General features: G+C 68.6%; 19 protein-coding genes and 1 pseudogene. 9 read left to right on the forward strand and 11 right to left on the reverse strand.

Features of this window, described 5'->3' with window-relative positions; translation table 11 throughout:
- Positions 1-45: 45 nt before the first annotated feature.
- From ACH4S9_RS16590 to ACH4S9_RS16600, 3 genes are all read right to left on the reverse strand, one after another.
- Entirely contained in the window at positions 46-2,112 is a 2,067-nt protein-coding gene (locus tag ACH4S9_RS16590) for a beta-galactosidase (protein ID WP_398372450.1), read from the reverse strand.
- A 107-nt stretch (positions 2,113-2,219) separates the two neighbouring features.
- On the reverse strand, positions 2,220-3,635 hold the full coding sequence (locus ACH4S9_RS16595) for a glycoside hydrolase family 5 protein (RefSeq protein WP_398372452.1): 1,416 nt from the start codon (positions 3,633-3,635) through the stop codon (positions 2,220-2,222).
- Between the two features lie 340 nt (positions 3,636-3,975).
- The gene (locus ACH4S9_RS16600) at positions 3,976-5,004 is read right to left on the reverse strand and encodes a LacI family DNA-binding transcriptional regulator (RefSeq protein ID WP_385339743.1); all 1,029 of its coding nucleotides are present in this window, start codon (positions 5,002-5,004) and stop codon (positions 3,976-3,978) included.
- Between the two features lie 276 nt (positions 5,005-5,280).
- Here ACH4S9_RS16600 and ACH4S9_RS16605 point away from each other — a divergent pair, with 276 nt between their 5' ends.
- The 6 genes from ACH4S9_RS16605 (at position 5,281) to ACH4S9_RS16630 (ending at position 14,254) form a co-directional block, all read left to right on the forward strand.
- Positions 5,281-6,618 (forward strand): ABC transporter substrate-binding protein, encoded by a 1,338-nt coding sequence (locus tag ACH4S9_RS16605; protein ID WP_398372455.1) that lies wholly within the window; start codon positions 5,281-5,283, stop codon positions 6,616-6,618.
- Entirely contained in the window at positions 6,618-7,523 is a 906-nt protein-coding gene (locus ACH4S9_RS16610; protein ID WP_385339737.1) for a carbohydrate ABC transporter permease, read from the forward strand. The genes ACH4S9_RS16605 and ACH4S9_RS16610 overlap by 1 nt, the downstream gene beginning before the upstream one ends.
- A gap of 98 nt (positions 7,524-7,621) precedes the next feature.
- Positions 7,622-8,422: a carbohydrate ABC transporter permease gene (locus ACH4S9_RS16615; protein ID WP_311721411.1), complete on the forward strand. Its 801-nt coding sequence runs from the start codon at positions 7,622-7,624 to the stop codon at positions 8,420-8,422.
- A 165-nt stretch (positions 8,423-8,587) separates the two neighbouring features.
- Positions 8,588-9,430, forward strand: coding sequence for a hypothetical protein (locus tag ACH4S9_RS16620; protein WP_398372458.1), 843 nt, complete (start codon positions 8,588-8,590; stop codon positions 9,428-9,430).
- Between the two features lie 54 nt (positions 9,431-9,484).
- Entirely contained in the window at positions 9,485-12,148 is a 2,664-nt protein-coding gene (locus ACH4S9_RS16625) for a family 78 glycoside hydrolase catalytic domain (RefSeq protein WP_398372460.1), read from the forward strand.
- A gap of 33 nt (positions 12,149-12,181) precedes the next feature.
- Positions 12,182-14,254, forward strand: a complete 2,073-nt coding sequence (locus ACH4S9_RS16630; protein ID WP_398372462.1) for a glycoside hydrolase family 3 C-terminal domain-containing protein — start codon at positions 12,182-12,184, stop codon at positions 14,252-14,254.
- Between the two features lie 41 nt (positions 14,255-14,295).
- On the opposite strand, the pseudogene ACH4S9_RS16635 reads toward ACH4S9_RS16630, so the two are convergent.
- Positions 14,296-14,828, reverse strand: a pseudogene (locus tag ACH4S9_RS16635) (hypothetical protein); the annotation flags it as partial.
- Positions 14,829-15,207: 379 nt separating this feature from the next.
- On the opposite strand from ACH4S9_RS16635, the gene ACH4S9_RS16640 reads away from it, so the two are divergent.
- Positions 15,208-15,582, forward strand: coding sequence for a hypothetical protein (locus tag ACH4S9_RS16640; protein ID WP_385339724.1), 375 nt, complete (start codon positions 15,208-15,210; stop codon positions 15,580-15,582).
- Positions 15,583-15,737: 155 nt separating this feature from the next.
- Here ACH4S9_RS16640 and ACH4S9_RS16645 read toward each other — a convergent pair whose 3' ends face one another.
- The 5 genes from ACH4S9_RS16645 to ACH4S9_RS16665 all read right to left on the reverse strand — a co-directional run bounded on the left by ACH4S9_RS16645 (position 15,738) and on the right by ACH4S9_RS16665 (position 19,172).
- Complete coding sequence (locus ACH4S9_RS16645; RefSeq protein WP_398372465.1) at positions 15,738-16,412, reverse strand: DUF4232 domain-containing protein; 675 nt, start codon at positions 16,410-16,412, stop codon at positions 15,738-15,740.
- Between the two features lie 296 nt (positions 16,413-16,708).
- On the reverse strand, positions 16,709-17,071 hold the full coding sequence (locus ACH4S9_RS16650) for a hypothetical protein (protein ID WP_398372467.1): 363 nt from the start codon (positions 17,069-17,071) through the stop codon (positions 16,709-16,711).
- 247 nt (positions 17,072-17,318) lie between these two features.
- Entirely contained in the window at positions 17,319-17,924 is a 606-nt protein-coding gene (locus ACH4S9_RS16655) for a TetR family transcriptional regulator (protein WP_311721427.1), read from the reverse strand.
- Positions 17,921-18,892 carry an SDR family NAD(P)-dependent oxidoreductase gene (locus ACH4S9_RS16660; protein ID WP_398372470.1) on the reverse strand — a complete coding sequence of 324 codons (972 nt, stop codon included), beginning with the start codon at positions 18,890-18,892 and terminating at the stop codon, positions 17,921-17,923. Before ACH4S9_RS16660 ends, ACH4S9_RS16655 begins: the two co-directional genes overlap by 4 nt.
- A 7-nt stretch (positions 18,893-18,899) precedes the next feature.
- Entirely contained in the window at positions 18,900-19,172 is a 273-nt protein-coding gene (locus ACH4S9_RS16665) for a hypothetical protein (protein ID WP_398372472.1), read from the reverse strand.
- On the opposite strand from ACH4S9_RS16665, the gene ACH4S9_RS16670 reads away from it, so the two are divergent.
- On the forward strand, positions 19,171-19,785 hold the full coding sequence (locus tag ACH4S9_RS16670; RefSeq protein ID WP_398372474.1) for a plasmid pRiA4b ORF-3 family protein: 615 nt from the start codon (positions 19,171-19,173) through the stop codon (positions 19,783-19,785). The two genes, ACH4S9_RS16665 and ACH4S9_RS16670, sit on opposite strands and share 2 nt — an antisense overlap.
- Positions 19,786-19,864: 79 nt before the next feature.
- On the opposite strand, the gene ACH4S9_RS16675 is transcribed toward ACH4S9_RS16670, so the two are convergent.
- Positions 19,865-21,130, reverse strand: coding sequence for an MFS transporter (locus ACH4S9_RS16675; RefSeq protein WP_398372477.1), 1,266 nt, complete (start codon positions 21,128-21,130; stop codon positions 19,865-19,867).
- Positions 21,131-21,285: 155 nt separating this feature from the next.
- Between ACH4S9_RS16675 and ACH4S9_RS16680 the strand changes: the two genes are divergently transcribed.
- Positions 21,286-22,242, forward strand: a complete 957-nt coding sequence (locus ACH4S9_RS16680; RefSeq protein ID WP_398372479.1) for a GlxA family transcriptional regulator — start codon at positions 21,286-21,288, stop codon at positions 22,240-22,242.
- Between the two features lie 431 nt (positions 22,243-22,673).
- Here ACH4S9_RS16680 and ACH4S9_RS16685 read toward each other — a convergent pair whose 3' ends face one another.
- Complete coding sequence (locus ACH4S9_RS16685) at positions 22,674-23,024, reverse strand: hypothetical protein (protein ID WP_398372481.1); 351 nt, start codon at positions 23,022-23,024, stop codon at positions 22,674-22,676.
- Positions 23,025-23,031 lie beyond the last annotated feature (7 nt).

Genomic DNA, 23,031 nt, shown 5'->3' on the forward strand with positions numbered 1-23,031 from the left:
GGTCCGGGGGCTGTTCAGCTGTTCCCAGCCCCCGGACCTGCCGGATCAGCCGCGTTCTATGAGCACCTTTACGTCCCATGGACCGAGGTCGACCGACTGGCCGACCTCGTAGGCGGTGTGCGTGAGGACGTCTTCCGCGGCGGTCGGCATCGAAACGGACACCGGGTTCCACGACCAGTTGTGCAGGAAGCGGACCCGACGGCCGTCACGGGCGGTGGCCGAGGTCGCTGTGACGCTCGGGTGGGGGCGGCCCCCTGCCTCAGCCGGGGCGGTCCAGCGGAACAGGGCCTCGCCGAACGCATGGTCGGGCACCGTGCCGACGTAGGTGATGCGGCCGGTGCCGTGCCGGCGGGTCGTGGCGGCGGGCCAGTGCCCGAGGTGCGGGTCGTCGTAGGTGGCCAGCACCTCCGCCCCGTCCGGGATGAGTCCTTCTGCCCAGTGCAGGGCCTGGGCCGCGGGCGGCAGCACGAGCGCGGCACTGCCCCGCACCTGCACCGCCGTGTCCAGATTGCTGAACTCGTCGTAGGAGACTCCGGCGGCTGTGGCGAGGCGGCCCGGCTGGATGTCGGTGCGGGCCCGGGCTTCGAGGTCCGCGTAGCCGGTGCGCGGGCCGATCACCAGATGCCCGCCGGACTCCGCGTAGGCGAGAAGCCGGTCCAGCGTGGCATCGTCCGCGGCATAGAACGCCGGGACGACGAGCAGTGGCGGCAGGTCCACGGTCTCCAACTGGTCGGGATGGATCAGGCGTGCTTGCAGGCCCGCGTCGAACGCGCCGCGGTAGAAGGCGTCGAAGATGGTTGCGTAGGAGCGCTCGTCCGGCGAGCCGTCCGGCTTGGCCAGTGACGGCTTGGCCTCCAGCGCCCATTTGCTGGGCAGCGAATACAGGAAGACGACGTCCGCGTCCGGGGTGAGGGAGGCGACCAGCTCGCCTGCTGTTTCCAACTCGGCGCCAAGAGCGGCGAGTTCGCGGTATATCCGTCCCGGTCGGCCGCTGTGCGGGAGGATGCCGCCCACGTAGGTCTCGGTGCCGTAGTGCAGGGTGTGCCAGTGCCAGTACTCGATCATTGAGGCGCCCCGGGAGATGAGTGCCCAGGCGGCCTGCCGCCATTGCCCGTCGTAGGCGGGTTTGTTGCGCGAGGAGCTGCCGATGGTCTGGGCGTTGGTCTCGGTGACCAGGAACGGTTCCTGCCGGGAGGCGTAGATACGGTCGGCGATGCGGTAGAGGGCCCAGGTTCCGTCGTTGGAGATCGTGCTCTGGTGCGAGGGGCGGGTGTCCGGCAGCGCGAGGGAGTCCTGCATCGCGTAGTAGGGGTTGCCGGCGGTGACGTCGAGGTTGCGGGTGAGTGCGTCGTCCTCTACTGCCGGGCGGTCGTAGGCGATGCAGGTGGTGACGAACTGGTCGGGGCTCGCGTACTCGCGGACGATGCCGGCCTGCCAGTCGATGAACTCGGTGGTCAGGCGGGCCTGGAAGCGTCGCCAGGCCAGGTCGTACTGCGGCTGGGTGTTGCCGTCGGGTGTCCACAGGTCGGCCCAGGTCGACAGCCGGTGCGACCAATAGGTCAGGCCCCACTCGCGGTTGAGGGTGTCCACGTCGCCGTAGGTGTGGCGCAGGTGGTCGACGAAGCGCTGAAACACTCCGTGGTTGTGGAACAGCTCCAGGCCGGGCTCGTTGTCGACCTGGAATCCGATGACGGACGGGTGGTCGGCGTACCGGGCGACGACTTTGCGGATGACGCGTTCGGCGTGGAAGCGGAAGGCCGGGTGGGTGTAGTCCACTTCCTGGCGGGAGCCCCAGGGGATGCGGTGTCCGGTGCCGCGTTCGCCGGCGATCTCGGGGTACTGGCGGGCGAGCCACGGGGGTATGGCGTAGGTCGGGGTGCCGAGGATCACGGCGATGCCGCGTGCGTGCGCGCCGTCGAGGACCGGCTGGAGCCAGTCGAGGTCGAAGCGCCCGTTGTCGGGTTCCCAGGTCGACCACACCGACTCGCCGACGCGGATGACGGTGAAGCGGGCCTCGGCCATGAGGTCGAGGTCGTCCTCGAGCCGTTCGTAGGGCTGGTACTCGTGGTAGTAGGCGGCGCCGAACAGGACGCGCTGAGGAGGCTGGAACATGGCTTTCCTTCGGGTGCGTCGGTTCTGGTTCTGAACTCTCCGCAGAGGGAGGGAAGGTGGAGCTGATAGGCAGCGCCTCCGCTGATACACACGGTTGGAGCGGTCCGTCATCCGTTCGCGAGCATGTCCAGATGCCGGTCGCGTTGTACGCACTGGTCCAGTGCGAAGGAGTCGGCCAGGGCGAGTACGTCGTCGTCGCCGAGGCCCCGGAAGAGCTCGGCGTACTCCTGGACCAGCGGCTGGCCCAGCATGATGTGCCGGATGAGGACGTCGAGCCACTGGCGGGTGCTGAACGGCTGTGCGACGAAGCCCGGGAATTCGTCCGCGAGGATTTGTTCGAGCGGCCTGACCAGCTCGCGGGCAGCGCCGCCCGGGGAGCCCCAGGCCTCCGCGCCCAGGCGGTGCTTCTTCGCCATGAACGCGGCGAAATGCCGGTCGTAGGCGCTGTCCGGGGTGAGATGGACAAGCCCCTGTAGACCGACGTCCTTGTAGGTCCAGATGGTCCAGTTCGCCTCGTGACGACGGTAGATCTCCAGCTGGTCGGCGAGCAGCCGGCCGCACTGCTCGTCCCGCACGGGGTCGCCGGTGTACACGGGGCCGAACTCGCCGACCCAGATCGGGGTGCCGGTTCTGCGCATGTACGCGGTGCGGCGCAGGAAGGCTTCCTCGACCTGTTCCTTGTCGATCCAGACGCCGTCGGTGTGACCGGGGTAGCCGGTGCTGCGGGCGAAACCGGCGCGTGCGTAGTCGTGGCAGGTGTAGACGGCGTTCTCGATGGGGTCACCGAAGATGTCGAACTCGGTGGAGTAGTGGTTGCCGTCGAGGAAGAGGATGTGGCGCGGGTCGACCGAGCGAATCGCGGTCGCGAGGCGGTCGTAGAAGGCGGGCAGCACCCGCCCGGACTCGTCGGCGGGCTCGTTGACCGGGTTGTAGCCGGCCACCCACGGGTTGTCCTTGTAACGGTCCGCGATGACTTCCCACAGGTGTACCACCCGGTCCTGGAAGTGCGGGTGTGTCCAGAAGGACGGAAGGTGCGTGGGGTTGTCCGAGTGCCACTGGTGGTTCTGGGCGCCGGGCAGGGAGTGCAGGTCGATGATGGTGTAGATGCCGTGTCGACCGCAGAGTTCCACCACTCGGTCGAGGTGGGTGAAGCCCTCCTCGCGTATCTCGAACGGGCGGGCGTCGTCCTCGAAGTGACGGTAGTTCACCGGCAGGCGCAGGCAGTTGAGGCCCTTGGACGCGAGCAGCGCGGCGTCGGCGTCGGCGAAGAAGACGCTCAGCAGCCGGTCGAAGAACAGCTCGTAGCGGCGCTCGCCGAGGACCTTCCGTACGGCTGAACGCATGGCGTCCTCATTGCCCGGATAGCCGGTGATGAAGTTCTCCATGTTCATCCAGCCGCCGAGCCCGGCGCCGCGGAGCCGGACTGGGGTCCCGTCATGGGTGGTCAGACCGGTGCCGGAGATCCTCAGCAGCGGGTTCGGGATCGTGCCGTGGGAGCGGGGAGCCGCAGGTGTCGTGGTCAACGCGGGTTGATCCTTCGCGGTGCGGTGGTGGACAGTGATCGGTGGCGGGGCCGAGGCGTACGCGGACGGCCGGGCAGTTGGGAAGCACCCGCGGTCGCGTTCTCGGGCTGCCGACGCCGCGTCGTCGGCGGTGACGACGATCCGTACGTCCCAGGGCGCCCAGCCCCGGTGGGGGACGCCGAGCAGGCTCCGCTGGGGCTGCTGGAACATTGCCTGACTTCGGGTCGGTGGTGTGCGGGCGGCGGGCGACTGGGGCCCGGTTGAAGGCGGCGGGATGGGGACGGTGGCGCCCCGGCAGCGGGCGGCACAGCGCTCGGGGAGGCCGGGGTGGCTGCCGGTATCAGTCGCGCGGGGGCCGGGTGGACTCCCGCACGACCAACTGCGTGGCCAGCTCGACGTGGTGGGAGTCGATCTTCTCCCCGGCCGCCAGCTGAAGGGCGGTGCGCAGGGCCACGGCGCCCATCTCGTGAACGGGGCCGTGGATGGTGGTCAGCGGCGGGGAGGTCACCTGGGCCAGCGGGGTGTTGTCGAAGCCGATGATGCTCAGGTCGTCGGGTACGCGCAGGCCGCGTAGCCGGGCGGCTTCGATGACCCCGGCGGCCAGTTCGTCGGAGGCGGCGAACACCGCGGTGGGCGCCGGGTCCACGGCCAGCAGGTGTCCGCCGTGCTCGATGCCCTCGGCGGCGTGGAACGTGCCGGCATGGCGGACCAGTTCGCCCGGCACCCGTGCGCCGACTGCCTCCACCGCACTGCGGAACCCGTGCAGCCGGGCCTGGTTGGACCAGGCGTGCTCCGTGCCGCCGAGGTAGGCGATACGGCGGTGGCCGAGGGAGAGCAGATGCGCGGCCGCGGCGTGGCCGCCGGAGAAGTTGGTCGCACCGACGCTGACGATCGAGTCGTCGGGCAGTGACTCCGGGTCGAGCAGTACCAGCGGCATTCGGACCCGGTTCAGGGCTTCGTGGATCGCCGGCGACAAGGTGTTCGCCGTGACCGCGATGACGGCGCGCCGTCCGGCGGCGGCCAGGTCGCGGGCCCAGGCGGCGGGATCGGCCGTCGGGTCGTGGTCGCCGCGCCTGCCCACCACCACGGCGATGCCCTCACGGGCTCCCGCGTCCACCACGCTCTGAATGATCTCGGTGTGGTAGATGCTCAGCCGCTCGAACCCGAAGAACAGCTCCACGGTGGGGTGCGAGCGCAGATCGTCCCGGTATCCGCCGTAGTTGTAGTGCCGCAACAGGTCCAGAACCTTGTCGCGCGTCTGCTGGGCCACGTCGGGGCGGCCGTTGATGACCTTGGAGACGGTGGCCACGGATACGCCGGCGGTCTGGGCGACCTTCGCAAGGGTGACGCGTTGGGGGTCGGATGCCATAGCTCTCCCAGGACAGGGCGGCGGGTCAGCGGCCCGCGCTGCGCAGCACCGTAGCACCGAAACTATTTTCGAAATACCTCTAGATCAAGACCGTCGATGCGCGAAAATTCACCGTGCGGTAAGGATTGACGGACACGTGACACCCGCTTAACGTTCACCGCCAGCGCGACCGACAGAAATTACTTTCGAGCAGCAGGGGCCAAACTTCTCGGTCCTCCATGCCTGGCGGCTCCTCGCGCGACGTCTTCGCCACTCACCCAAAGGGGCAGACCCGAGATGACGCGATTCCACACGGCAGGTTCGACAGGTCCGACCGCCACCACCACGGGACCCTCCCGACGCGGCTTCCTCCTGGGAGCCATCGGCACCGGTCTCGCCACTACGTCCCTGGCGGCCTGCGGTTCCGGCGGCTCGGGCGGCTCGGGCGGCTCGGAGGTCGTGTTCATGAACCAGTCCCGCGGCCAGGCCGCGACGCTGAAGGCACTGGCCGAGCAGTACACGAAGCAGTCCGGGGTGAAGATCAGGATCGACGACGTCGGCCCCACCGACTTCCTGACCAAGCTCCAGTCGAGCTCCCAGTCTCGCAACATGCCGGACATGTACTCGGTGGTCGACGGCCACTCCATGGCGCCGTACTACAAGGCCGGCTGGGCCATGGACCTGACCGACCGGATGAAGGGCGGCTGGGGTGACACCTTCCGGCCCGCCACGCTCAAGACGACGACGTTCGGGGCGGACAATCCGCAGCATGTGAAGCCGGGGATCTACAGCGCCCACTGGGAGACCCCGGCCCTGGGGATCTTCGTCAACGCCGCGATGTACAAGGCCGTCGGCCTTGACCCGGACAAGGCGCCCGCCTCCATGAGCGAGTTCATCGATCAGCTGCGGAAGATCAAGAAGTCCGGGAAGGGCCCCTTCTGGTTCGCGACCAGCCTCTCCAACCAGGTGATCCAGTCGTACGCGTCCAACTACATGACCGACGATGAGCTGAACGCCACCTTCGTCGGCGATAACAGCTGGAAGAGCGAGGGCTGGCGCAAGACCCTGCAGCTCGTGGTCGACCTGCGGGACGCCGGCGTGATCGCCACCGGGTCGCTGCCGAGCGGCAACACCGACAACCCCACGGTGGAGAAGGCCTTCTTCAACACCCAGGGCGTCGCGACCATCTTCGACGGCACCTCGGCCGTCGGCGTGGCCCGTGCGACCGCCCCGGACTTCACGGACTTCCGCTCCTTCCCGTTCCCCAAGGCCGATGACGGCACACAGGCCCCGCGCATGGTCGGCGGCGCCGCCAAGGGCGCCGCGGTCAACCCCCGGAGCAAGAAAGCGGCCAAGGCGCTGAAGTTCCTCCGGTGGCTGACGGCGCCTGACCAGCAGCAGGCCTGGGCCAAGGGGGTCCCGCTGATCCCCTCCGCGCGCGCCGTGTCCGAGAAGAACATCCCCAAGCAGCTGACCGGCATCGCCGCGAAGATCTCGGACATCCAACTCGTCCAGAACCAGATTCTGGAGCAGGTCAACACCGCCCTGCAGAAGGGCACTCAGGCACTCGTCCTCAAGGAACGCACGGTCGACCAGGTCCTCGGCGATCTTGACGCTGCACAGAAGAGCGCGTAGTGCGGCGCCGCAGTCGCGTGCTGGCCGCCTGGCTGTTCCTGGCGCCGGCGCTGGCCATGATCGCCGTGTTCACGGTGGTCCCGTTCGGGCAGGGCATTCTTCTGAGCTTCCAGACCTGGGACGGGGTGAGCCTGGACACGCCGTACGTCGGGCTCGACAACTACCGCTATGTTCTGCACGACACCCAGTTCTGGGGTTCGATGAAGAACGCCGTCTTCTACGGCGTGGTCGGACTGATCGTCGCCAACGCGGTGTCGATGGTCATGGCGCTGGCCGTGCACCGGGCCCGCCGCGGGTCCGCGTTCTTCCGCACCGTCTACTACTTGCCCGGCGTGTTCTCCACGGTGGTGGTGGGCGTGATGTTCTCGTGGTTCCTCGACCCGAACATCGGGGTCGTCAACCAGATGCTGAAGGCTGTCGGCCTCGACGGTCTTCAGCACAACTGGCTGGGGGACCCCAAGACGGCCGTGATCGCGGTTGCCGCTGTGTTCGTCTGGTACCACTGGGGATTCGGCTTCATCCTCTTTCTCGCCGGCCGGCAGGACGTACCCAAGGAGCTGTACGAGGCCTCGTCACTGGACGGAGCCCGCGGATGGGCCCAGTTCCGCTACGTCACCTGGCCCGGCATGTCGCATGTCACCGGCATCGTCAGCGTGCTGACCCTGCTGAGCGGCCTGCAGATCTTCGGCACCGTCCAGGTCCTGACCAACGGCGGCCCCGCCGGCCACACCGAGGTCCCCACCCTGCACATCTATCAACAGGCCTTCCAGTACAGCGAGTACGGCCGCGCAGCCGCGATGTCCGTCATCTTCGGGCTGTGCCTGGTCGTCCTCGCCTGCGTCCAGCTGTGGGTCTCCCGCAGGCTCGGCGGATCCACCGAGTCCAGCACGGAGAAGGGACGTTGACGGTGAACACGCTTCTTGACCCGGCACGGGGGTCCGATACGTCGTCGGTGCCGAAGCCGGTACCGAGCCCACGACGCCGCGGCAGCCGCCTGCCGCGTATGGGCCTGTACGCCCTGCTGATCGCCGGAGCGCTCGAAGCACTGGTGCCGGTCCTGTGGGTGCTGAGCGGTTCCCTGCAGAACGCCGAGCAGTTGTACAAGGGGACCGACCCCGTCCCGCACCCCTTCGAGTGGGGCAACTTCGCCACCGCGTGGAACGAGGGCGGCTTCAGCCAGTACCTGCCCAACAGCCTTCTCTACACGACGGCCGCGGTCGTCGGGATCCTGATCATCGCGAGCCTGGCCGGATACGCCCTGGCCCGCATCGAGTTCCCCGGACGAGGCGCCATCGTGGCCGCCATTCTCGTCATCATGATCATCCCGCTGCCGGCCTCGTTCATCGCCCAGTACAAGCTGCTGATCACGCTCGGGCTTGCCAACACCCGCATCGGCTACATCCTCGTGCTCATCGCCGGCGGGCTGCCGATCTCCATCCTGATCATGCGCGGGTTCTTCGCCAGCCAGCCCAAGGAACTGGAGGAGGCCGCCGCCATCGACGGCGCCTCCCTGCTCGGCACCTTCTGGCGGATCATCCTCCCGCTGGCCCGGCCGGGCCTGATCGCGGTGGCCGTCATCCAGGCCATGCAGGTCTGGAACGAGTACCTCATGGGCCTGGTGCTGTTCAACGACAGCTCGCTGATGCCCGTACAACGCGGGCTCACCAACTTCGTCTCCGCGGAATCCCCGCAACAACAGATCCTGCTCGCCGCCTCGCTCATCGCGGTGCTGCCGATCGTCGTCTTCTACGCGATCGCGCAGCGCCACATCATCAGCGGTCTGTCAGCAGGAGCGCTCAAGTGACCAGGCAAGCCACCAGTGAGGAAGCTGCAATGATCACGAGAGTTCGGAGTGTGCGTTCCATCCTCGCGAGAGGCACCGCGGCCGCCGTACCGGCGCTCGCCGCAGCCCTGCCCGGCGCCCAAGCCCCGGCTGCCGCCCAGGCGTCCACGGTCACAGAGGCGGCGGGTGCGAACCAACCGCGGGTCGACATCAAGGAACTGCCGGTGCCGCCGACCGTTCCGGACAACGGGGTCTGCACCCATCCCCGATCACCGCTCAGCTGTCCACCGCAACGGCAACCGCCGCTTCTTCTCACCGTGGCTCGTCGACGTACGGGCCAGCCGCGGCTTCCAGATCAACACTGGGAACGACCCGCACTGGAACGCCGCCGCGGACCCGGTGTGGCTCGCCGACAGCACCGCCGTGGTCTACGCCGAGAACCTGGCCTGCGGCGCCAACCCGACGCCGCACCGCTGTGCCGACTCGACAGAACCAGGGGGACGCAACAGCCGGCTGATGATCGCCCGCTTCCCGGACCTCGAGCCCAGCACGGCCGTGTCCCCTGCGCCGGTCTCCGACAAGACCTGGGGTCTGCCGTACGACCCGGACACGACTCCGGAACAGGCGAAGCCGGTGCCCGCCGGCACCTGCACCCTGCCCGGGCGTGCACAGGGCTCGGCCACCGTACGGATCACCAACAACAGCGCCGGCACCCAGAGCCTCAGCATCGCCGTCGACTACAGCAACTACAGCGTCGACGGCACGAACATCATCAACGGCTCCGAAAAGGTGGAGCGCGTCTCCAACACGACACTCGGCTGCACACCCGGGACAGCCACCGCCCTCGCCTGCGTCACCTGGACCGAGGATCTGACACTGTCCGGCCGGCACACCGGCACCAAGCGCACCGGCCCCGACGGCTTCACCCTCGGCCCGGCCGTGTGGTTCAACAACGACTTCCAGGCAGACGGCACCCTCACCACCGAGATCGACGGCACCACCTACACCCGGCCGCCCAACGGCGGCTGACCCTCATGTCCCCAAGCCCCCTGACTCGCCCGGAAGCCGGAGGAGAGAGTGCTCATGGCCCCCAACGTTCCGTACGACCTTGCGATCGACTATGGGGGCGACGGGATTCCGGTCGGCGGCAGCCGCCCTCGCCTCTCCTGGAAACCTCCCCGGACCGCTGCGGCGCCGGACGGATACGAGCTGCAGATCCATATCCACGGAGATCCGGAGTACAGCGCCCGTGCAGTCGGCCACTTGTTCGTCGACTGGCCGGTGCGCGCGCTGCGCAGTGGTGAACGGGTGCGCTGGCGCGTGCGATCCCGCGCCGCCACGGAGGTGTCCGCATGGAGCGTCTGGCATGCCTTCGAGGTCGGGCTGCTCGACGCAGACTGGACCGCGTCCTGGATCACCCCCGCCGACGACCCGCAGGCCGCGCACCTCGCGCCCGGAACGCGCCCGGCGCACGTCCTGCGTGGCTCGTTCCACACCTCGGACGTGGTCCGCGCCCGTCTGTACGCCACGGCCCTGGGCGTGTACGAGGCGTTCGTGAACGGCGAACGCGCCGGCACCGTCGAACTCTCGCCCGGATCGACCTCCTACGACCGCAGCTTGTACGCCCAGGCCGCCGACGTCACCTCGTCCGTCCGCCCCGGCACCAACACCATCGAGATCGTCCTGTCCGACGGCTGGTACCGCGGCCAGGTCGGCGCCTTCCGTAAACCGGCAGGCTGGGGCGAACTCCTTGCCGCCCGGCTGGAACTGCATCTGGAACACGCCGATGGGACGCGACAGGTCGTCATCACCGACGAGCGCTGGACCTCCGCCCCGAGCGCCACCACCCGGGCCGACCTGATGGACGGCCAGATCACCGACTTCCTTGCGGCCCGAGGCCCGGAGCGGCCGGTCCTCGCCGACGCCGTCACCGCGCCCGCGATCGACTGGTCCCCGGCCCCGCCCGTACGACGTGTCGAAGACCTCCCCGCCTCCCTCACCCGGCTGCCGAACGGCGCCTGGATCGCCGACTTCGGCCAGAACGCCTCCGGCTGGATCGCCCTCACCGACCTGGGCCCGGCCGGCACCCGCACCGTGATCGACTACGGCGAGCACCTCGACCCCTCAACCGGAGACCTGACCACCTCCCACCTCGACTGTCAGCGCCCGGGTGACCCGGTGACCGTGTTCGTCCAGCACGACGAGGCCGTCTCCTCCGGAGCGGTCGGCGAGGTCTTCGAGCCCCGCCACACCGTGCACGGATTCCGCTACGCCCGCCTGGAGCGCGGTGACGTCCCGCTGGGCGCGTCGAGCCTCACCATGCGGGTGGTCCACACCGACCTGCGGCCCACCGGCACCTTCGCCTGCTCCCACCAGGACCTCAACCGCCTGCACGAGGTGGCCCGCTGGAGCTTCCGCGGCAACGCCGTCGACGTGCCCACCGACTGCCCCACCCGCGAGCGCATCGGCTGGACCGGCGACTACCAGGTTTTCCTCCCCAGCGCCGTCCGCCTCTACGACGTGTCCGGGTTCAGCCGCAAGTGGCTGCGCTCGGTGCGCGACGACCAGCTCGACGACGGACGAATCGCCAACTTCTCCCCGGACGGACGCCGTATCAAGCTGCGCGGCGATCAGCGGTTGGACATGATGACGGGCTCCGCCGGCTGGGGCGACGCCATCGTGCTGGTGCCATGGGCGCTGTACGAGACCTACGGCGACCGCCAGGTGCTCAGCGGGAACTGGGACGCCATGGTCCGCTGGGTCGAATGGGCGCTCGCCACCGCCCGCACCGCACGCCACCCCTCCCGGGTGGCACGCTCCGCCGAACCACTGCCCCATGAGGAGTTCGTCTGGGACGGCTCCTTCCACTGGGGCGAGTGGGCCGAGCCGAAGCCCCGCACTGAGGACGGCTCGCTCGTCGAACCGGCGCAAGGCGACCCCGACGGATGGATGGCGACCGACAAGGGCGAGGTCGGCACGGCGTTCCTGTTCCGCTCGACCGCCACCCTCGCCACGATCGCCCGAGTCCTGGGCCGCAGCGACGAGGCCGCCCGGTACGCACACCTCGCGGAACGGATCAAGGACGCCTGGCGTGCGGAGTTCCTCGACGACACCGGCCGCACCACCGTCGACACCCAGGCGAGTTACGTCCGCGCCCTCGCGTTCGGACTGGCACCCGAGAAGCTGCGCGACGCGGCCGCCGCCCGCCTGGCCACGCTGATCCGCGAGGCCGGAACGCACCTGGGCACCGGCTTCCTCTCCACCGCCGACCTGCTGCCCGTCCTCGCCGACTCCGGCCACGCCGACCTTGCCTACGAGGTCCTGCTCCAGCGCACCTCGCCGTCCTGGCTCGGCATGCTCGACCGTGGGGCCACCACGATCTGGGAGGAGTGGGACGGCGTCGACGACAACGGCGACGCGCACGCCTCGCTCAACCACTACAGCAAGGGCGCGGTCATCAACTTCCTGCACACCCACACCCTCGGGCTGCGGCAGGCCGAGGGTTCCGTGGCCTGGGAGTCCTTCGTCGTCGCACCGGTAGCCCACTCCTTGATCCGCTGGGCACGCGGCACGTTCGACAGCCCACAGGGCACCATCGCCGTCGAATGGCGACTGGAGGGCGAGAACCTGCACATCGACGTCGATATACCACCAACCGCCACCGCCACCGTCATCCTCCCCGATGGCAGAAGGCTGGAAGCGGGCCCGGGCCGTTTCCAGGCAACCGGCCGCAACGTTCCGTCCTGACCGCGCGGCACACATCCGCACCAAGGAGTACACGTGTCCGCCTCCCACAGCGACGACTCGGTCGCGAAACTGGCCTCCCGGCTGACACTGGAGCAGAAGGTCGCCCAGCTGTGCGGTTTGAGCGTCATGAACCTCACCGACCGAAAGAAGTCCCTCCCGGCCGGCCGGGGCCCGGAGCCCGATCTGAGCAAACTGGCCGAGCTGCGGCCGCACGGCGTGGGCCACCTCTCGATGGCCTGGTTCCTCGGCCACCACGCGGACGGTCTGCGAACCGGGTTCGCCGACCTCCAGGAGGCGGTACGGGAGGTGACGCCGTTCGGGATCGGAGCGCTGATCCACAATGAGGCGGTCAACGGGTTCATGCACGCCTGCGGCTCCGTACCCGGCCGGGCCGTCACCCAGCTGGGCCGCCGCGCGCTGACCGACGAGTACGCCCTCCCGTTCCGGCGCGCGATCGCCGAGTCCGGGCTGGGCGTGATCATGAACTCCTACAACGAGATCGACGGCATCCCGGCCGTCGCCAACCGATGGCTCTTCAACGACCTGCTGCGCGGCGAGCTCGGCTTCGACGGACTTGTGGTGAGCGACTACGACGCACTGCCCATGCTGGTCCAGGTCTTCCACACCGCCACCACCTCCGGGCAGGCAGCCGCCCAGGCGCTGACCACGGGGATGGACGTCGACCTACCCCACGGCAAGATCTACGATCACCTCGTCGCCGAGGTGGAGTCCGGACGGCTGGACGAGAAGCTCGTCGACCAGGCCGTGCTCCGTGTCCTTCGCGTCAAAGCGCGCGTGGGGCTTATCCCCGCGTTCGGTCCGCCGCCGCCCGTCGCTGCCCCCGATCCGGCACAGGGCGCGGCCCTGCGCCGGGAGATCGCCGACCGCGCCGGTGTTCTGCTGTCCAACGACGGAACGCTCCCGCTCACCCCGCAAGCACAGCAAATGGTCGTCCTCGGCCCCGCCGCGGACGAACTGCGCATCCACTTCGGTGCCTACACCTCGGCCGCGAGCCGGGAGATGCTTCTGGGCACGCAGGCCCTGATCACCGGCCAGGTGCCGGGGGTCGATCCGTCCTCGCTGCTCTTCACGGACGTCTTCAACGTGACGATGCCCGGCATCGAGCCGCACTTCGAGGAGACGACGCGCTCGCTCCACCCGAACATGGCGACCGTGATCGAGGCCCTGCGGGGACAGGACAACTCGATCCGCCATGTGCCGCTCGGCGGATTCCAGGCCGACCCGGCTTCGCTGACCCCCGACGCGGTCGCCGACGCGGTGGCCGGCGCCGACGTGGTGGTCGCGGTGCTCGGTGAGCGCACCGGATGGCTGGGCAACAACACCGCCGGGGAGAACCAGTCCACGGCCCACCCCGCACTCCCGGGCGACCAGGAGCGACTGGTGGAACTGCTCGCCGGCACCGGCAAACCCTTGATCACGGTGGTGATCTCGGGCCGGCCGCTGCTCCTGGAACAGGTGGCACGGCAGTCGAACGCCATACTGCTGTCCCCGCTGCTGGGGGAGGAGGGACCACGTGCCATCGTCCAGACCCTCTACGGCGTGATCAACCCCAGCGGCAAGCTGCCCAGCACCTTCCCCCGCGCCATCGGGCAGGTACCGCAGCACCACGGCCACCACTTCGGCAGCGGCTACGACCATCCCACCGGGCCGCACTCGCACTACAACGATCTGGCGGCGGACCACGGACCGCTGTACGCCTTCGGCCACGGACTGTCCTACACACAGTTCGCGCTGTGCTTCGATGAGACCCGTCCGGCACCAGTAGTCGAGCAGGACATGATCACGGCTCATTTTCTGGTCCGAAACACCGGTCGGTTCGAGGGTGAGACCGTGGTCCAGCTCTACGTCCGTGACGAGGATGCCGCCATCGTCCGCCTGGTGCGTCAGCTGCTCGACTTCACGCGTGTCCGGCCCACTGCCGATGAAACTCGCCCGGTGTCGTTCTCGGTCCCGCTGGAGCGGCTGCAGTACACGCTCCCCGACGGCCACCGTGGCTTCGAGGCGGGTGACATCACCGTCCAAGGGGCCTTCGCCGCGGACGACATCCGATGCCACGCGACGGTGTCGGCTCACGCGCTGACGTAATCTCGGATCGTCGGCGGGCTGCATGCCCGAAATCCTTCTGTCGAGTTCATCCTTGGCATCTGGATGCCGCTGAGGACGATTTCGATCCCCGTGTCCTGAGGACGGCATCGAAGAGGGCGGGGAACTTCCCGTCTCTGTCCCGGATCATGGACCGTGCTCGGCAGCCGAGGTCTTCGAGGTCCATGACGAGGCAGCTCGGGTTCTCCTTCGCCCGGCGCAGCACCAGGATGCGGATCGAGCGCACGGTGCGTGGTCGTCCCGGGCGTTTGAGCCGGTAGGAGGTGGCATGGCGGCGTGCGACGCGGTTGCGGTGTCAACGCAGTCCCGTGTCGGGGCGTACGAGCAGCCGTAATCTTCGCGGGACGTGCAGGGGCAGCCGGTGCAGCAGCGCCGCCAGGTACGCCCGATCGCTGGACGTGAACCGGACGTTGTCCTTGGCGAGTTGGCGTTCCAGCACGGTGATCCGGTGGCGCAGGGCGAGGATCTCCGCATCCTTGTCCCGGTCGGTCATCGGCAGCAGGCGAAGCACCGCGAACGCGTTCGTCACACCGAGATAGGCCAGTCGCAGCAGCACGATCGATCATCATGACGCGTGGACCACCGGCTACGCGAGAGCACCGACTCGAGCGACCGAGACCAACGACCGTGGTGCCCGGTACAGGCCTTTGACCAGGGCGGATGACATACCCGGCAAGCGCAGTGTCTTTATTGCCGTATGGTCGTTGACCTGGGGCTTTGCGATGGTCCACGTATGGGCATGATCGCTGATTGTGGGTCTGCGACTGCTCTACCTGATCTTCTGCCCGCCGCCGGCTACCGAACGAGGGCCATCGACCACGGTGCCCGCCATCGGGCACTGGCGGACAGTGTGGGGGCGGTGAAACGCCCCAGTGGGCGCGTATCTGAGTACGAGCGCTCATGCGGTATCCGACCTGGTGGAGTGGGATGATGGCATGACCACTTCCCCAGCATCTCCGGGGGATCAAGCCTCCGCCGCAGCGGAATCCCCGTTCCACGATGCCGGCCCCGCCGCGCGGAAGTTCGCCGTCGTTGGCCTGGTTCTGCTCCCCCTCGCCCTGCTGATCGCGCACCTCACGCAGGGCGTCCGGCAGCTGGAACGCGACACATGCACCGGCGCGGGGTGCCACTACGGGCTGATCGAGTACGAGCAATGGGCCGTGCCGATCTTCGGCGCATCCGCCGCTCTGGGACTGATCGCCCTGCTCCTGCCCGCGGGGAACGCCCGCTACTGGCCCGTCCGCTTTACTGCCCTGATGCTCCAGTGGGTCCTGCTCGTCTGTCCCACACTGATCTGCGGCTACCCATAGCCGACCGAGCCCTGCGGCACCGATTCGGAGTCGCCGCGGTACTCCTCGCAGGTCGGACCGGAGCGACGCGGCGCCGGGTCGATGCCAGCTGCGTGGTTCGCGGGTCACATGCGTCGCACGCCGTGACACCGGGCATCTCCAAGACCCGCCGGCCCTCAGTTGGCTATGCCGACGGGGTGGACCTGGATCTTGTCGTCGTACGGGCCGGCCAGCTTCAGTGCGTCCGCAGGCCATTCCAGGGTCACGCTGTGGGTTTCGTTCGGCGGCGTCACGATGATGTTGGTCGGGGACGCGAGGCTGTCGCCACTGAAGTCGACCTCGTAGGAGATGCTGAAGGTGGCGGTGTCACCGGGCTTCAGGTCGGTGATGCGGGGTTGCTCACCGCCGCGGTCGACAGGGGCGGACGTGCCGTCGATGTCCTTCAGGTCGACGCCCGCGAAGCCCGTCGCCGAGCAGGTCTTCGCGCCCTTGTTGGTCATCTGCACGGTGACCTCACCCACCTTCTCGTCGGGCGAGCTGTCCACAGCCTCCATGATCAGGTCGCTCGTGCGGCAGAACTTGCTCTTGCCCCCGCCCTTCGCCGCACCGTCGGTGGCGTCCTGCCCGCCGCCCGCCTCCGAGCCCCCCTTGTCCTTGGTGTCGGAACCCTGCGCACCGCCGGAGGAACCCGAGGAGCTGCTGGACCCGGCCGGGGCCGTCTCGGCCGGGCCCGCGGACTTCGCGTCACCGTTGCAGGCCGTCAGGGTCAGCGCGGCGGCCGCGGTCAGGACCGCGGCGGCAACGCGGAAGGAGCGGCGGCGGGCGTTGCGGGCGGTGGTGTTGGAGCGCATTCCGGGTCCCCCAAGGGCGATCGGTGTCGTCGTCTGCTCGGTACGACAACAACTCTGGCCGGGCCCACTACCGCACCACTACCGCCCCACTAACATCCCACTAACACGACAGTGACCAGGGAAAAGACGCCACCATGAGACGGTGAAGCGCCGTCGGCCGCCTTACGCGGACCGCCGGCCGGCGCGAGGCGAGCTCGGCCGGGCTGGCCGTGTACGTCTCCGGCCGCCGCCGTACGTCTCCGAGATGACGTACGGCGGCGAGCGCCGGGAGCACGACCACTCGACGGGTTGCGGGCTCAGGCAGCCGTGGCCCTGACGCCTCCCTTGCCCCGGTAGTCCGAGGTCTGCGTCGTCTTCTGAGGCTGCTTGTGCTGCCCGGTACGCGTCTTGGTCGTGGCGGGGGTTGCCTTCTTCTGGGCCCGGAGCTGGGCGACCCGGTCCGTGACGCAGGTGTCGTATCCGCCGCACTCGACACGGGCCTGCTGGTACAACGGGTCCACATTGGACTTGTCCGCGACCGCCTTCTGAGACTCGATCAGCTGCGGGTTCTCGCGCCCCAGATAGGTCAGGTATTCATCGCCGATGCCATCGCCGATGACCCCGAGAACTTCAGTGCCGATGCCGGTGCCCGTGCTGCCCCGGAACCCGGTATTCGGCATCTTGAGACTGCCTCACCCCTTCCAGGACGCCCTGGGGCCGGTGGCGGTTGTGCTGCTGTGCGGGGCTGGCGCTGCACCGACGGAGCACCGGGGACACACTGCGATGGGGCGTGTGGGCCGGGCTCTTATCAGGTCACGTCCGGCGGTCCGCCAATGCCACTGCACGCGCACTCCCGGGTGCTGGACTGGTGGTCGAGCCCGCTGCGAGGTTGCGCATGTCCCGGCCGGGCGAAGGCCAGTCCGCCGGTTATGCGGCGGTGGCGCCCAGCAGGAGGTCGAAGGCGTCATTCGCCTCGCGGAGCACCGCCGTCGCGTCGTGGCTGCCGAGGCGCCACGCCGCCTGGTAGCAGGCGACGGTCAACTGGGCGGCGAGGACGGCGGTGGCCGACGGGGTGCCGTGGTCGATCAGGTGTTTCTCGAGGAGGTCGGCGTAGTGCCGGGTCTTGCGGGTGTGGCGGTCTTCGAGCTCGGGGTGCTGCTTGACCAGGCGGTGGTAAACCGCGTAGTGGCCGGGGTTGCGGGCGGCCTCGGTGCAGATCACGAGCAGCAGCCGCCGAGATGTGGCCAGTGCCTGCGCGAGATCCTGGAGCGGCTCGGTGGGCGCATCGCGCATGGCCGCGGTGAGCGCGCGCAGGAAGTCGTCCTCGGTGGAGAAGACGACTTCCTGCTTGTCGCCGAAGTAGCGGAAGAAGGTGGTGCGGCCGATCTCGGCCCGCTGGGCGATCTCGTCCACGGTGACGACATCGAACCCCCGCTCCATGAAGAGCGCGAAGGCCGTTTCGATGATCCGTTCCCGGGTCTGGCGGCGTTTGCGGTCCCGCAATGACTCCACCGGAAACTTTCTCGCGCTCATTCGGCCAGGATATCCGCCCGTTCCACCCCGCGGTCAGCGTCGACGAGGCGGGCGGCCTCGCGCCACAGCTCCTCCTCGCGGGCCTCGTCGTGCGACTCCGGCGACGACGGCATGTTGCGGCCGCGATCGAGGTAGGACCCGGTCCGGGCGGTCAGCCCGGTCAGGATCGTCTCAGCGAGCCGCGCGCCCGCCTGCTGCGGCGTCATGCCCCGGCCGAGGAATCGCTGAAGCTGGAAGAATCCGTTGAGCACGCCCCGCACGGGCCCCGGGGCGTGGCGGAAGAAATCGGTGCCCGCGACGAGCGCCGGGTTGTAGGAGTAGACGCCGACGCTCTCGGGCAGGCGGCGGGCCAGCGCGTGGGTCAGGTAGATGACGCCGAGTTTGCTGGTCGCGTACGCCCGCCCGGCCTCCCGCGCGCCACCGGCACGAGGCGTGGCCAGTCGTTCCGGCGTCTCCCAGCGCGGCGGAGGCGTGGCGCCGAGCGTATAGCGGAACTGCCCGAAGTGGCAGTCGCTCGAGGTAAGCACGATCCAGCCCGGACCGGTAAACCGGGGCAGCAGCTCCCTGACGAGCAGATAGTGGGACAGCACATTGACCCCGAAGGTCATCTCGTACCCGTCCGTGGTGCGTTTCTCGGTCGTCGTGACCGTCAGGCCGGCGTTGCCGAGATAGCCGCCGAGCGGCGGCAGGTACCCGGTGTCGAGCCCACGCAGAATCTCCTCCACCGCCCGCCTGATCTCGGCGAGCGAAGCGAGGTCACAGTCCACGCCAGTGACCGCGGAAGCGCCGGTGGCCTGGGCGAGTTCCGCAGCGAGGCGTTCGCCGCCGCGGCGAGCCAGGACGACGTAGTGGTCCTGTGGCCGTTCCCGGATCAGCAACTCGACGGACTCGCGGCCGAAACCGCGGGTCACGCCGGTCAACACGATGGTCCGGCTATCCATGGCACACTCCTTGGTATCAAGTTCCAAGTGGTACTCAGTACCGTAACATGCCATGGCCGACTTCCACATCGAGCGACGAAACCGCAGCTGACACGCCGGCCCGCATTCCCAGGCTCGAACGGATCTGCATCCGCGGCGTGTACTTCCCGGCCGCGAGGCGTGTGCGGGACCCCGCGGACTGGTACCCGAACTTCAAGCCGGCGATCGACGGGCCGACCGACAAGAAGCGCTGGGACCCCACCCTTTCGGCTCCCCGAGCGGTGATCATTGTTGCTGCAAGGCGGCAGGCCGGCAGGGTGGCCGCCATGGCGAACACCAGGCGCTCCAAGCCGAGTTCACACTCCGCACCGAGCCGGACCGTCCACAAGATCAAGGTCACCTTGCGAGACTCCCGCCCTCCCGTCCGGCGCCGCCTGGAAGTGCCGTCGGGCATCACCGTGCGGGCGTCGCACGGCATCATTCAGGCAGCCTTCGGCTGGGAGGACCACCACATGTGGGCCTTCGGGATCGGCCACGACCGCTACGGCGTTTCCGACCCCGGGCTCGGCATCCGTAGTGCCGCCTCCAAGCGGCTCGACCAGGTGGCGCCCAGGACCGGCGACCGGCTGCGCTACACCTACGACTTCGGCGACGACTGGGAACACGACATCCTCGTCGAGCACGTCACCGAGCCCGAGCCGGGTGCTGCCTACCCCCGCTGCCTCACCGGCCGCCGGGCCTGCCCGCCCGAAGACAGCGGCGGCATCTGGGGCTACGAGTACCTCATCGAGATCCTCGCCGACCCCCAGCACGAAGAACATGAAGAGCGCCTGGAATGGCTCGGTCTGGTCTCCGCCGACCAGTTCGACCCCGCGCCCTTCGACGCAGCCCAGGTCAACTCCGCGCTATCAGCCCTAGCCGCCGTACTGGTCAAGAACTGACCCGCCACCTGCCACTGCCGTCGGCCCGACCGAGACCGACGGCAGCCACAGACCCTCGCAAGATCAATGCGGCGCTGCACTAGGCCGCGCTTGATGTGGACGCTCGCACGTCGTGCGCTCGTGCTTCTTGCGTGCCGCCGGGCAGAGCGTCCCTCGGCATCGATCCCGTCCGGGTGAGCGAGACGATCAGTCCAGCGGCTGTTATGGCGAGTGTTGCGGCGGCGTAGATGATTGCTGCGGGCACCAAACCGATGGCGTCACTGAGGAAGCCGGCCACGATGGTAGGGATGCCATACGCGAGATAAGCGACGACGTAGACGGCGGAGAACAGCTTCGCGCGCTCCTGCGCTCGCGTCAGCGGAACAAGGAGCCCGAGCGTACTGGAAAAGACGGCGCCGAAGCCGAGGCCGGTGATGATCGCGCCGCAGATGATGAGCGACGCGAGGCCCGCCGCGAACGAGCACGCCTCCAGCGACACACCGGCGAGGACCGCTGCATATCCGGCGAGCATGAACCGTCGGGGCGGCATCAGCGGGCCGAGTACGAGCGCGGAGACGGCCGCGGCCAGGGGCTGGGCTGCGACCACCAGGCCGAGGGCGGCTCCGCTGGTGATGTGCAGGGCTTGATGGACGATCGACGCCCCGAGGCCGAGGATCAGCCCGGCCGACATCCAGATCCCGATCATCCCTGGGGCAGTGCGAGCGAACGCGGTCCGGGCCGCGGATGGAACGCCGATGCGTGACACGAGGGCATCGCCGATCCCTTGACGCTTGCCGACCGTCTCAGGCGAGGCCGCTGTGACGACGATGGCGATGACGATGATCGCGAGTCCGGCTCCGAACACGACCGCGGCGGGTGCTGCCGCGAACTGGATGGCGACGCCGGTCAGGGCGACACCGATGCCGAGACCGGCGACGGATGCGATGCTCCCGACCAGTGCTGCGACCTTCTTCTGCGCCGCTGGTGCGACCTCGGCGATGTAGGCGCTGAACGCGCTCGTGGCCGCTCCCGTCGCGAAGCCCTGCAGCGCCCTCGCGACGATGATGACGCCGATATCCGGGGCGAACAGGAACACCGCCATCGCGACCGCCTGGAGTGCGAGGGCCGCGATGAGTACCGGACGGCGACCGATTCGATCCGACAGGGAACCGATGACGAGGAGCGCGAGGAGGAGCGCGAAGGCGTAGATCGCGAACGCGACCGTCAGCTCGCTGTCGGGGAAATGCCAGTGCTGCTGGTAGACGACCAGCAGGGCGCTCGGTGCTCCCGCGGCGGCCATCACTGCCATGAACGCGATAGCCGATGTGACGAAGGCGACGACCGGCGGAACCGTTGGACGCGGCATGGAACCCCTATCCACTCGACGTAGGACCGAACCCGACTGGACGGCCCACTCAGTGTCGAGCGGTTGGACGACACCCTCTAGTGGCAGGAATGCCAATATGTGCGAGGATTGTGCCACTGGGGATTGATCGCCGCGAGCTGTGGAGATGGACGACGATGAGTTCACACCGGGTGACGGTGCTTGTGCTGGACGGCGCGCTCCCGCTCGACGTCGGCATCCCGACCCAGGTGTTCCATCCGCGTGACGGACTCCCGTACGAGCTGACAGTGTGCGGCGTCGCTGCGGGAACGGTGCCGTCCAGTGAGGGTTTCGGGTACGCGGTGCCGCAGGGTCTCGACGCGCTGATCGGGGCGGACACCATCATCGTCCCCGGCTACGCGCCGGTCGGCCGACCGATCCCGGCCACAGTGCACGAAGCGCTTCGGAGGGCGCATGCAAGAGGATCCCGTATCGCATCGATCTGCTACGGCGCGTTCGCCCTGGCCGACGCGGGTCTGCTGGAAGGGCGGCGCGCGACAACGCATTGGGACGCAGCGGAGATGCTGGCGCTGCGCCATCCGGACATCCTGGTGGAGCCCAATGTTCTGTTCGTCGATGAGGGTTCGGTCCTCACATCAGCCGGTGTCGCGGCGGGCATCGACCTGTGCCTTCACATCGTCCGGCGCGACCTCGGCGTGAGCGTGGCGAACGACATCGCCCGCCGTCTGGTGACGGCGCCCTATCGGAGCGGCGGCCAGGCTCAGTACCTTCCCCGCAGCAGCCCGGCACCGCATGGCGATACGCTCGCGGCGACCCGGGAATGGGCGCTGACGCGCCTCCACGAACCGCTCGCAGTCACCGATCTCGCGAAGCACGCGCGGATGTCGCTGCGCACCTTTATGCGCCGCTTCGCCGAGGAGACCGGCGACACGCCGCTGCAGTGGGTCCTGCGCGCTCGGGTCGACGCTGCCCGAGCGCTCCTGGAAACCACGAAGCTCCCGGTCGACCAGATCGCCGAGCGCGTCGGGCTGGGAACCGGATCCAACCTCCGCCTGCATTTTCGGAGAATCCTCGACGTGTCGCCCTCCGCGTATCGGGCCGCGTTCTCCGGCCGGACGATTCTGACTCCTTGAGCGGGAGCTCCTGGCGCTCTGCGGCTCCCTGGCCTGCCCCCACGGCGGGACCAGCTCACCCTGGAAGCCCACCCTCGGCGATGGGCACCCCGGCTGCCGGTGCTCTTTCCACGCAAAGCCTGCCGAACGGCCCTGGTTCGAACAGAGACTCGATTTCATGAAAGGATCGAGTCATGGCACGACCTTCCGGTGCCCGCTTGAGCTCCGCCGCTGCGCGGTGCGCATGGTCGCCGAGGTGTGCGACGACTACCCGAACTGTGAGTATGGGCTGTGAGTATGGGGTCGTGCTGTTTCGGCCGGTGGCCTGACTCATTCCCTAACTGGCCTTCGGTGCCTGTTGTCTCGATCTGTCGACCACGGACGGGAGCGGTGCTCGCTGCCGTCGGACCGGCGCGGACGTGCCCCGATAGGGGCTTTCGCGACAGGCGCCGTCACGGTTCCGACCGCCCGCCCAGTCCGACGTCGGCTATCCCACCCCGAAGTCGTCGAGAATCGGGACAGTCATGACCAGCACGCCGGAGCAGACAGCGACCGTCGAATCCACCCGCCTGCCCACCGCCGACTAAGTGGTGCTCGGAGTCGACACCCACAAGGACGAGCACGTTGCGGCTGTCGTCACCACCCTCGGACAGGCCGGGTTCGCGGCGCAGATGCCCGAGAGTCGCGAGGTGGCGCAGGGTGTAGCCGGTCGGTTTCAGCGTGTGTTCGACGTCGCCGCGCACGTGCCTGCCGAGGGCTGCGAGCAGGAAGGCGGTACTGGTGGGCTGCGGCGGGACGGTCACGGCACCC

Origin of the sequence: Streptomyces sp. NPDC021225, assembly GCF_044332865.1 — a bacterium.
GTDB lineage: Bacteria > Actinomycetota > Actinomycetes > Streptomycetales > Streptomycetaceae > Streptomyces.

Bases quoted from the DNA above. Each gene is read 5' to 3' on its own strand.
- ACH4S9_RS16590 (WP_398372450.1), bottom strand. From the start codon at position 2,112: ATGTTCCAGCCTCCTCAGCGCGTCCTGTTCGGCGCCGCCTACTACCAC.
- ACH4S9_RS16600 (WP_385339743.1), bottom strand. From the start codon at position 5,004: ATGGCATCCGACCCCCAACGCGTCACCCTTGCGAAGGTCGCCCAGACC.
- ACH4S9_RS16605 (WP_398372455.1), top strand. From the start codon at position 5,281: ATGACGCGATTCCACACGGCAGGTTCGACAGGTCCGACCGCCACCACC.
- ACH4S9_RS16615 (WP_311721411.1), top strand. From the start codon at position 7,622: ATGGGCCTGTACGCCCTGCTGATCGCCGGAGCGCTCGAAGCACTGGTG.
- ACH4S9_RS16625 (WP_398372460.1), top strand. From the start codon at position 9,485: ATGGCCCCCAACGTTCCGTACGACCTTGCGATCGACTATGGGGGCGAC.
- ACH4S9_RS16640 (WP_385339724.1), top strand. From the start codon at position 15,208: ATGACCACTTCCCCAGCATCTCCGGGGGATCAAGCCTCCGCCGCAGCG.
- ACH4S9_RS16645 (WP_398372465.1), bottom strand. From the start codon at position 16,412: ATGCGCTCCAACACCACCGCCCGCAACGCCCGCCGCCGCTCCTTCCGC.
- ACH4S9_RS16650 (WP_398372467.1), bottom strand. From the start codon at position 17,071: ATGCCGAATACCGGGTTCCGGGGCAGCACGGGCACCGGCATCGGCACT.
- ACH4S9_RS16655 (WP_311721427.1), bottom strand. From the start codon at position 17,924: ATGAGCGCGAGAAAGTTTCCGGTGGAGTCATTGCGGGACCGCAAACGC.
- ACH4S9_RS16670 (WP_398372474.1), top strand. From the start codon at position 19,171: ATGGCGAACACCAGGCGCTCCAAGCCGAGTTCACACTCCGCACCGAGC.
- ACH4S9_RS16665 (WP_398372472.1), bottom strand. From the start codon at position 19,172: ATGGCGGCCACCCTGCCGGCCTGCCGCCTTGCAGCAACAATGATCACC.
- ACH4S9_RS16675 (WP_398372477.1), bottom strand. From the start codon at position 21,130: ATGCCGCGTCCAACGGTTCCGCCGGTCGTCGCCTTCGTCACATCGGCT.
- ACH4S9_RS16680 (WP_398372479.1), top strand. From the start codon at position 21,286: ATGAGTTCACACCGGGTGACGGTGCTTGTGCTGGACGGCGCGCTCCCG.